Origin of the sequence: uncultured Bacteroides sp. (assembly GCF_910578895.1) — a bacterium.
Classification (GTDB): Bacteria; Bacteroidota; Bacteroidia; order Bacteroidales; family Bacteroidaceae; genus Bacteroides.
This window is the reverse complement of sequence record NZ_CAJTSC010000048.1, coordinates 12,688-22,882: the sequence shown is the minus strand read 5'-3', so window position 1 is coordinate 22,882 and position 10,195 is coordinate 12,688. Positions and strand designations below refer to the sequence as shown.

Genomic DNA, 10,195 nt, shown 5'->3' with positions numbered 1-10,195 from the left:
TTTTTATTCCAACGAGCATACCATCACCATCCAATCTCATAAGCGTTTTTTTTCGTTTTATTTGTATAAATTTCAGAAAGAAAAACATTGATTTTACCATTAGCTAAATTTTAAGTTGATGTTATTAATCCCTGATAGGCAAATATACAACATCAAAGTATGCTTTGTCAAGTTTTTCAGGTTTTAATTATAAAGTTTTTCCAAGAAAAAACTATGCCACAAAGACATTATTTCATTCTTGCAGCGACAGCCAGCAACACTCCGAGTATAATCCCTAATATGGCAGCAAACAAAACCCTCACTTCACCCGGCAACAAGAAAGTAACAGTATGAGCCGGATACCAGAAGAAGGGGATTGTTTTTTTAAAAACAAAATTCCATTGCGCATCCCAATTAAGATGTGTAATGATACGTGTCATCGGGATGGGGATGGCAAGGCTGCGAAGCGAACCGCCACACTCCAGAATATGCGTATCTGTTATCTTGTGAAATGTCATAAATACAGGAGCAAAGATTGTGTTCATTGCAACAGATATAGCCAAAGCAATCCATAGTTTATCCAAACAGAATTCTCCGTTGATTATCACTGAAGCATGCTTCATTCCCATATACTCCATAAATTGTGGCACACCTTTGGAAAAGACGATCATTGCCATATTGATTCCCATGCCTAAAAATCCCCACACAACTGCACGGGGGAGTACTCCAAATCCTTTTCTGTTGTATACTCCTACACCGATACGAAGTCCCAACATCTCACCCAAAGTGGCCAGAATCCCGAATTTCAGAAAACTCATAATCATGCCATGGGCGGCATTAAAAGATTTATACCAACCGTAAATAGTATCACTCACAAAAAAGGGTAAGAAGATTGCGATTAAGACAAAAACAAAAAGAAAATCTTGCTTTTTCATTCAAATGTTGTGCTTTTCATTAATAATGGCAACAAACATACTAAAATAAATCAGATATCGAAGCAAACGGACGGATAAAACTGATAATTTAAAGCAAAAGTTTGCTTTATTCTCTTATATGAAAGAAAAAAGGCAGAATTTCATTCGAATTCTGCCTTTCTCCATAAATTAAGAGTATAATCTCTTATTTCTTATTTCTTATTTTTCATGTATTCATCGGCTTTTGCTTTAGCACGTTCCACACGTTTGGCGGTTTCAGGGTGCGTAGAGAACAAGCTTTGGAATTTGGATGGTTTCGGAGCCTGTGCCGAAAGTTCCAGCAATTTGTTCAGAGCATTATACATGGCATACGGGTCAATGTTATTCTTGATACAGAATTCAAATCCGTAATCATCGGCTTCGTGCTCCTGCTTTTGAGAATACTGAGCACCTGCCAGAGCTTCGGCCATTGCCCCCAGTTCGGAATCGGTAAATTTAGCCACTGAGGAACTTGCGGCACCGGCGGCATTTTTTGCAGCAGAGCGAAGATAGGCATTCTTCATAGCATCTTTAGAGTCTTTATGAATGACATGGCCGATTTCATGACCGATTACCGACAGCACTTCCTCGTCTGTCATGATATCCATTAATCCGGCGCAAACACGCACGCTGCCGTCACCGCAAGCAAAAGCGTTGACATCAACTACCTCATATACGCCAAAGTTTACTTTCAAACCGTCCACCTCTTTGATGTTTCCGGTCAGTTTTTCCAGGCGTTTGCCATACTCCGTATCGGGTTTTGTCAAAGGATTGTGGGTGTCCATCCATTGCATATATTCCTTACTCATAGCAGCAATGTCCGCATCCGAAAGAGTGATAGCTTTAGCAGCATCCGTACCGGCTTGGATAACCTTACCTACATTTATCTTCTTACCACCAATTTTAAACTGCGCATAAGCAGTTGTTGTGCAAGTCATTCCGCATACAATAGCGGCGAAAATCATAATTTGCTTTTTCATGTTGTTTGGTTTTATTTTAATGGATTGTTTTATAAAAGAAAGCCGTCTAACCGACTCACGATTAAACGACTTTATATTTTTATCAAGCTATTCTTTATTATTTGATAATCTCCAATTCCTTGAAACATTTAGTCAACTTCTCAACGGCATAATCCACCTGCTCCTTAGTGTGAGTAGCCATTAATGCCACGCGTACTAATGTGTCCTGAGGAGCACATGCGGGCGGAATAACCGGATTAATGAAGATTCCTTCATCGAAAGCCATCTTTGTTACGACAAATGTCTTTTCCGTATCGCGTACATACAAGGGAATGATAGGCGACTCGGTTTCGCCAATCTCAAAACCTGCGTCACGGAAACTCTTCAAAGCATAGTTTGTGATATCCCACAAACGTTGGATACGTTCCGGTTCGGTTTTAATGATATGGAGAGCTTCGCGGGCTGCTGCTGTCGCCGCCGGCGTGCTACTTGCCTGGAATATATAAGAACGGGCATTGTGGCGCAACCAATTGATAACTGCCTTGTCGCCGGCAATGAAACCACCGATGGAAGCCAATGACTTGCTGAATGTTCCCATTATCAGGTCAATATCTTCAGTCACTCCGAAATGGTCGCAAACACCGCGGCCTTGCTTGCCAAACACACCCAAACCATGAGCTTCGTCCACATAAATGCTGGCATTGTATTTCTTTTTCAAACGAACGATTTCCGGCAAGTTTGCCAAATCTCCTTCCATTGAAAATACGCCGTCTACAATAATCAGCTTCACTGCATCCGGTTCGCACTTCTGGAGTTCCTTTTCAAGGTCTTCCATATCATTGTGCTTGTACTTCAATTGCGTAGCAAAAGATAGACGGCGACCGTCTACGATAGATGCATGGTCGCGGTCATCACAAATGATATAGTCGCCACGTCCTACCACTGCGGGAATAATGCCTTCATTTACAGTAAAGCCGGTAGAGAAACAGAGTGCTTCGTCTTTTCCTACGAACTCGGCCAATTCTTTCTCAAGTTCAACATGTATGTCAAGAGTACCATTCAGGAAGCGGGAACCGGCACAGCCTGTACCGTACTTCTCGGTAGCGGCTATCGAAGCGTCGATAATCCGTTTATCGTATGTCAGCCCCATATATGCGTTCGAACCGAACATCAGAACCTTTTGGCCATCCATCATTACCTCTGTATCCTGATGGCTGTTAATTGTGCGGAAATAAGGATATACCCCTTTTGCCATAAATTGTTGCGGCAAATCATATTTCGCGAATTTGTCTTGCAGTAAACCCATGAAATGTCTTTTATATAATGAATATTAATTCTATTAAAAACAAGTTCTTAAAAACAGGGGGCAAAGATAACAAAATATGTTGTTATATGTTTCATTTACTCCAAAAAATCTACTCCAAGTCGTTTTAAGAGATTTATATGGTTAAAATTTAAAGGATTTGTATTACTTTTGCATAACAGAAAACCCCGTAGTCATATTCGTTTAAATGGACGAGAATAAAAAGAAAATATCATTTATAATAAATCCCATATCCGGTACGCAGGGTAAGGAGCAGATATTGAAATGGCTTGATGAAAAATTGGACAAAAGCCGCTACATACCGGAAGTAATTTATACGGAACGGGCAGGGCATGCTGTTGAAATAGCTGCCCGAAAAGCAAAAGAAGAGGTTTTTGCCGTTGTCGCCATTGGCGGAGACGGAACAATCAACGAAATAGCACGTTCATTGGTACATACCAGAACCGCATTGGGCATTATCCCATGTGGCTCAGGAAACGGATTGGCACGCCATCTGCAAATCCCTATGGAAGCCAAAAAGGCGATTGACATCATCAATGAAGGATTGATAGACATTATCGACTATGGCAAAATCAACAATGTCCCTTTTTTCTGTACCTGCGGAGTAGGGTTTGATGCATTTGTCAGCCTGAAATTTTCCAAAGCCGGCAGGAGAGGACCGCTCATCTATTTAGAGAAGACGCTGCTCGAAAGCCTAAAGTATAAACCGGAAACATACGAATTGGAAATGGACGGCAGTACATCACGATATAAAGCTTTCCTGATAGCATGCGGAAACGCCTCACAATATGGCAACAACGCATACATAACTCCGCAGGCCACGTTAAACGACGGTTTATTGGATGTTACTATCCTGGAGCCGTTCACTGTATTGGACGTACCGGCATTATCATTCCAGTTGTTCAATAAAACCATTGACCAAAACAGCCGCATAAAGACTTTTCGGTGCAAAACACTCCGCATCCATCGTTCAAAACCGGGAGTAGTACATTTCGATGGAGATCCGATGATGATGGAAGAGAATATTGATGTAAACATAATCAAAAGCGGATTGCAGGTCATTGTGCCTAAAAATGCGGAAAAAAACTCATTGAATGTATTACAGCGCGCACAAGATTACATTAACGGCTTGAAGCAAATAAACGAAGCCATACTGGAAGATATTACGCATACAAACAGAATGATATTGGACAAAGGCAAAGAACAAATAAAGAGGCTTAGAAAGAATTAGCGGATACAAGACTACAGAGAGAGTATGTCTTGGATTCTACCTTTCAGCTATCATATAATATTGTTTTTTTAAATAAACTTATCTGTTTTGATACGTCTGTAATATGTTTTATGTATTTTTGCGCAACATTAATTCTCATTTTGACAATGCGCATACATCCTGATGCTGCATCGCCAAACAGTAAATTGTAAATAGTAATTTGTAAAATAATAAAGATAAGATGTATAGATCACACACCTGCGGAGAATTGCGTATCTCCGATGTTAACAAGCAAGTGACACTGGCAGGCTGGGTACAGCGCAGCCGTAAAATGGGTGGTATGACATTCGTAGACCTCCGCGACCGTTACGGAATTACCCAATTGGTTTTTAATGAAGAGGTAGATGCCGAACTTTGCGAACAAGCGAACCACTTGGGTCGCGAATTCGTAATCCAGATAGTAGGAACGGTGAACGAACGTTTCAACAAAAACAAAAATATTCCTACCGGAGACATCGAAATCATTGTTTCGGAACTGAATGTTCTGAATTCAGCTTTAACTCCTCCTTTCACTATCGAGGATAATACGGACGGTGGCGATGACATCCGTATGAAATACCGCTATCTGGATTTACGTCGTGCCGCAGTACGCAAAAATCTGGAGTTGCGCCATAAAATGACAATCGAAGTACGCAAATACTTGGATAGCAAAGGATTTATTGAAGTGGAAACACCTCTCCTTATAGGTTCCACACCGGAAGGCGCACGCGATTTTGTTGTTCCCTCACGCATGAATCCGGGGCAATTCTATGCACTGCCGCAAAGCCCTCAGACATTAAAGCAATTGCTGATGGTTTCGGGATTTGACCGTTACTTCCAGATTGCCAAATGTTTCCGCGATGAAGACTTGCGCGCCGACCGCCAGCCGGAATTTACACAAATCGACTGCGAAATGTCGTTTGTACAGCAGGACGATGTAATCGAACTTTTTGAAGGTATGGCTAAATATCTTTTCAAGGAACTTCGTGGCGTTGAGTTGACCGGACCCTTCCAACGCATGCCTTGGGCAGATGCCATGAAATATTATGGTAGCGACAAACCCGACTTACGTTTCGGCATGAAGTTCGTAGAATTAATGGATATCATGAAAGGTCACGGTTTCTCTGTGTTCGACAATGCCGCATACATCGGCGGTATTTGTGCCGAAGGTGCTGCAAGCTATACCCGTAAACAACTGGATGCCCTGACCGAGTTCGTAAAGAAGCCGCAAATCGGAGCAAAAGGTATGGTATATGCCCGTGTAGAAGCGGACGGTACTGTAAAATCCAGTGTAGACAAATTCTACACACAAGAGGTCCTGCAAGAAATGAAAGCAGCCTTTGGCGCAAAACCGGGTGATTTAATTCTCATTTTAAGCGGTGATGATGTAATGAAGACCCGCAAGCAACTGAACGAACTCCGTTTGGAAATGGGTAACCAATTGGGATTGCGTGACAAGAATAAGTTCGCATTGCTTTGGATAGTCGATTTCCCGATGTTTGAATGGAGTGAGGAAGAGGGTCGCTTAATGGCTATGCACCATCCGTTTACCCATCCTAAAGATGAAGACATTCCTTTACTGGATACTAATCCTGCTGCTGTTCGTGCCGATGCCTATGACATGGTATGTAATGGTATTGAAGTCGGCGGCGGTTCTATCCGTATCCACGATGCTCAATTGCAGGCGAAGATGTTCGAGATATTGGGCTTCACACCGGAAAAGGCCGAAGAACAGTTCGGCTTCTTGATGAATGCCTTCAAATTCGGAGCACCGCCTCACGGTGGTTTGGCTTACGGCCTCGACCGCTGGGTAAGTATCTTTGCCGGTCTTGACAGTATCCGTGACTGCATTGCATTCCCGAAAAACAACTCCGGTCGTGATGTAATGTTAGACGCACCTTCGGTTATTGACCAGAAACAGTTGGATGAGCTGAACCTTATTATTGAGGTGAAAGAATAGAAACAAGAGAACAGGAGAGAGTGAAAGAGTCCACGCGTATTTTCCGTTTTGCTGTTATCGGCACGCTGAATGCATTGATTACAGCAATTACCATTTGGGTAATGATGGATGAATTGGATATCAACTACATGTCCTCCAATATAACTGCATATATACTGGCGCAGACTCATAACTTCATCTGGTGCAAGTATTGGATATTCCCAACAGAAAAAAAGAGCAACACTTGGCAACAAGTGCTGCTCTTTTCCATAGCTTTCGGAATGGCATATTGCGCACAATTCCTTTTCCTTATCGGATTGGTAGAAGGACTGAAATGCAACGAATATCTCGCTCAATTCTTAGGATTGTTCGTATATGGCGGAGTCAATTTCCTGATGAACAAAAAAGTTACATTCAAATAAGCCGTCTCTTTTCCTTAATCCAAAAAGCGCTTCGTCAATCCTTCGTAAGCATCAATTCTACGGTCGCGCAAGAACGGCCACCAACGGCGAACATTCTCCGAGCGTTCCAAATCCACTTCCACTACGATATTTTCCGGTTGCTGATTACCCGCTTGCGCCAAGAACTCGCCTTGCGGTCCGGCAACAAAACTGTTCCCCCAAAACAGAATACCGTTTGTCTGCCTGGAAGGATCGGGTTCATGCCCTACACGATTTACCGAAATGACCGGGAGACCGTTTGCCACGGCATGCCCACGTTGCGAGATTATCCACGCATTAAGTTGCCGCGCCTTTTCTTCGTCCGTATCGCTGCTTTCCCACCCGATAGCAGTAGGATAAATCAGTAATTCGGCTCCTTTCAGTGCCATAAGACGTGCTGCTTCGGGATACCACTGATCCCAGCAAACCAAAACACCTAATTTTCCAACAGACGTCTGTATAGGTTCAAAGCCTAAATCTCCGGGAGTAAAATAAAACTTCTCATAATATGCCGGATCATCAGGAATATGCATTTTGCGATACTTTCCGGCAATGCTGCCGTCACGTTCAAACACAACGGCAGTATTATGATACAATCCCGGAGTGCGCTTTTCAAACAGTGAGGTTACCAACACAATGTTGTTGGCAGCAGCCAATTCCGAATAGAAACCGGTTGACGGTCCGGGAATAGGTTCCGCCAAATCAAACAATTGGGTATTCTCCGTCTGGCAGAAGTAGAGCGAGTTATGCAGTTCCTGCAACACTACCAATTGCGCACCGTGGGCAGCGCAAGCTTCAATACTCTTTGCCAAGTTCATCAGATTGATGCGCATATCCGCCACATTAGCCTGCTGAATGATACCTACTTTTATTTTTCTCATAATCTATATTTCTTTTATTTAATCACTCCTATCGGATACTGCATCGTGACACAATGCAGCGAACCATGTTGCTTTATCAAGGCACGGCAGTCTATCCCTATAATCTCACGTTCGGGAAAGGCTTCCTGTAAAACCTCTCGGGCACACATGTCATTCTCCGGTTGATTATATGTGGGATATAGCACCGCATCATTCATTATCAGGAAATTGGCATACGTAGCCGGAAGTCTTTCACCATTAACTTCTATTTTATCCGCCATTGGCAATGCCAACAGACGGTAAGGTTCTCCGCCGAGTGTGCGGAATGTCTTCAGTTGTTCTTCCATCCGGTGCAGTTGTTCGTAATGCTCGTCATTCGTATCACGGCACTGTACATAGGCTATCGTATCCGGCGAACACAAGCGGGCAAGTGTATCTACATGGCTGTCCGTATCATCTCCTGCCAGATAACCGTAATCCAACCAAAGCACCCGCTCAAGGTGGAATACAGAACGAAGATATTCTTCAATTTCCACCTTATTCAATTGCCCGTTGCGATTGGGCGAAAGCAGGCATTCCGAAGTAGTAAGCAACGTTCCCATGCCGTCACTTTCAATGGAGCCACCTTCCAGCACGAAGCCCAGACGGTTTACGTAGCATCCTTTCAATATTTCGGCTTCAACAGCCCGACGGGTTATTCGGTTGTCTTTATCCGCAGCGAATTTCAATCCCCAACCATTGAAAGTAAAATCCAGCAGCGAAGCCCCTTCCGTGTCCAGCATGGTGACAGCTCCATGATCGCGTGCCCAAGTGTCATTGGTCTCACACTCCAGAAAACGGACATTTTCCATATTGACTTTTCCGGAAATTTGTTCTTTTACACACTCCGGTTCCGGAGTCACAATCAACAGCAACTCCCGTTTGGCTATCTCGGTTGCAATGGCAACGAAGCACTGTTGCACTTCGTCAAGCATATATACCCAGTCCGTACCTGCATGAGGCCATGTAAGCTGCACACCGCTTTGCAAAGCCCATTCGGCAGGCAGATGAGGAGACCTCGTTTCCACCTGGAAAGTCATGTTCTTGCCAAAACGCACCTGGCACTCTTTTTCAGTAGTTCCACCTAATGGAATTCCACAAAAATATCCCATTTATTTACTTGTATATAGATATTCAACTATCATTCAATCAGTAAGTTATTTCTTGTCTTCCTTAGGTTTCCGGTCAAAGAACGGATTTTTGGAAGATGCACTGACCGGAATGGCGAATACAGCCTTACAATCTTTCAGCCAATTCATTCGCTGCGCAGCCAACCCGGCAGAAAACATCACGCGGCTATCTACCCGCATATCGGCAGCCATGGCACAAGCCGAACCGACGGCAATTCCCACATCCACCGTATTCAGGGCGCAAGGCACTCCTTCAACACGCGCGGCACAAGTCGAAAAACCGCAATGCCCGCAGTTCAATCCTTGCGCCTGCTCGCGCGTACCTATTATAACAACACATTCTGCCTGCAAGACATTTGCAGCATCACGGAGAAAGAATTTCATTCCCAATTCTTCCACCATGGCAATCATCTTTTCCGAAAGCTTTTTCAGGTCTTCACCCGTCACCAACGCTGTTTCAATCACATCTATGCCTTTTCCTTTAGGTGCCGTACGTGCGGCAGTCATCATTTGCCGCGCCACATTGAGCACATGCTCATGGCGGCAATCCCGTTCGTTCTGTATCATACTTTCTTTCCTGATATTAATTAGTGACACAAAGATAAAAGTATAAAGTTATCTTTGCAAATCTTTTTTCCTTACCTTTGCAATAGAGACTAAAGAATTTACATATATGCTACAGATAGAAAATGCCGGTATCGCATACGGCAATGATATGTTGCTCTCCCAATTCAACATGCATTTGAGAAGAGGGGAGATTGCCAGCATTTCCGGTTCGTCCGGATGCGGAAAAACCTCTCTCCTTAATGCCATACTCGGCTTCATACCCTTGCAGGAAGGACGTATCACGGTCAATAATATCATATTGAACAAAACCAACATAGACCTTATCCGCAAGCAAATAGCTTGGATTCCGCAAGAACTGGCACTCCCGTTAGAGTGGGTAAGGGACATGATACAGCTGCCTTTCAATCTGAAGGCCAACCGGGCTACGCCATTCTCCGAAACACAGTTGTTCAGCTGTTTCGAAGAGCTGGGACTTGAAAGAGAATTATATCATAAACGTGTAAACGAGATATCCGGCGGACAGCGCCAACGGATGATGATAGCTGTGGCTTCCATGATTAACAAACCACTAATCATAGTAGACGAACCGACTTCGGCACTCGACTCAGGCTCCACGGGAAAGGTACTTGCCTTTTTGCGCCGCCAAACTCAAAAAGGGACTGCCATACTGGCAGTATCGCACGACAAGGATTTTGCCGAAGGGTGCGACCGGCATATACTAATCGCATAAAAAAGAGAGAAAACAGGCCTTTAATA

General features: G+C 43.6%; 10 protein-coding genes. 4 read left to right on the top strand and 6 right to left on the bottom strand.

The window, feature by feature from the left end; translation table 11 throughout:
* Positions 1-227: 227 nt before the first annotated feature.
* The 3 genes from QZ327_RS11390 to QZ327_RS11380 form a co-directional block, all read right to left on the bottom strand.
* Positions 228-914, bottom strand: coding sequence for a hypothetical protein (locus QZ327_RS11390; RefSeq protein ID WP_294619390.1), 687 nt, complete (start codon positions 912-914; stop codon positions 228-230).
* Between the two features lie 191 nt (positions 915-1,105).
* Entirely contained in the window at positions 1,106-1,912 is an 807-nt protein-coding gene (locus QZ327_RS11385; protein ID WP_294619388.1) for a M48 family metallopeptidase, read from the bottom strand.
* 97 nt (positions 1,913-2,009) lie between these two features.
* The gene (locus tag QZ327_RS11380; protein ID WP_294619386.1) at positions 2,010-3,197 is read right to left on the bottom strand and encodes an aminotransferase class I/II-fold pyridoxal phosphate-dependent enzyme; all 1,188 of its coding nucleotides are present in this window, start codon (positions 3,195-3,197) and stop codon (positions 2,010-2,012) included.
* 205 nt (positions 3,198-3,402) lie between these two features.
* On the opposite strand from QZ327_RS11380, the gene QZ327_RS11375 reads away from it, so the two are divergent.
* The 3 genes from QZ327_RS11375 to QZ327_RS11365 all read left to right on the top strand — a co-directional run bounded on the left by QZ327_RS11375 (position 3,403) and on the right by QZ327_RS11365 (position 6,825).
* Positions 3,403-4,446, top strand: a complete 1,044-nt coding sequence (locus QZ327_RS11375) for a diacylglycerol kinase family protein (protein ID WP_294619385.1) — start codon at positions 3,403-3,405, stop codon at positions 4,444-4,446.
* A 220-nt stretch (positions 4,447-4,666) separates the two neighbouring features.
* Positions 4,667-6,424, top strand: coding sequence for an aspartate--tRNA ligase (gene aspS / locus QZ327_RS11370; RefSeq protein WP_294619384.1), 1,758 nt, complete (start codon positions 4,667-4,669; stop codon positions 6,422-6,424).
* Between the two features lie 20 nt (positions 6,425-6,444).
* Positions 6,445-6,825: a GtrA family protein gene (locus QZ327_RS11365; RefSeq protein ID WP_294619383.1), complete on the top strand. Its 381-nt coding sequence runs from the start codon at positions 6,445-6,447 to the stop codon at positions 6,823-6,825.
* Positions 6,826-6,839: 14 nt separating this feature from the next.
* Here QZ327_RS11365 and QZ327_RS11360 read toward each other — a convergent pair whose 3' ends face one another.
* The 3 genes from QZ327_RS11360 to QZ327_RS11350 are packed head-to-tail and all read right to left on the bottom strand — an operon-like array spanning position 6,840 to position 9,439.
* Positions 6,840-7,724, bottom strand: coding sequence for a carbon-nitrogen hydrolase (locus QZ327_RS11360; RefSeq protein ID WP_294619382.1), 885 nt, complete (start codon positions 7,722-7,724; stop codon positions 6,840-6,842).
* A 14-nt stretch (positions 7,725-7,738) separates the two neighbouring features.
* Positions 7,739-8,854 (bottom strand): agmatine deiminase family protein, encoded by a 1,116-nt coding sequence (locus tag QZ327_RS11355; protein ID WP_294619380.1) that lies wholly within the window; start codon positions 8,852-8,854, stop codon positions 7,739-7,741.
* Between the two features lie 45 nt (positions 8,855-8,899).
* Positions 8,900-9,439: a ferredoxin domain-containing protein gene (locus QZ327_RS11350; RefSeq protein ID WP_294619378.1), complete on the bottom strand. Its 540-nt coding sequence runs from the start codon at positions 9,437-9,439 to the stop codon at positions 8,900-8,902.
* 106 nt (positions 9,440-9,545) lie between these two features.
* Here QZ327_RS11350 and QZ327_RS11345 point away from each other — a divergent pair, with 106 nt between their 5' ends.
* On the top strand, positions 9,546-10,169 hold the full coding sequence (locus QZ327_RS11345) for an ATP-binding cassette domain-containing protein (RefSeq protein WP_294619376.1): 624 nt from the start codon (positions 9,546-9,548) through the stop codon (positions 10,167-10,169).
* Positions 10,170-10,195 lie beyond the last annotated feature (26 nt).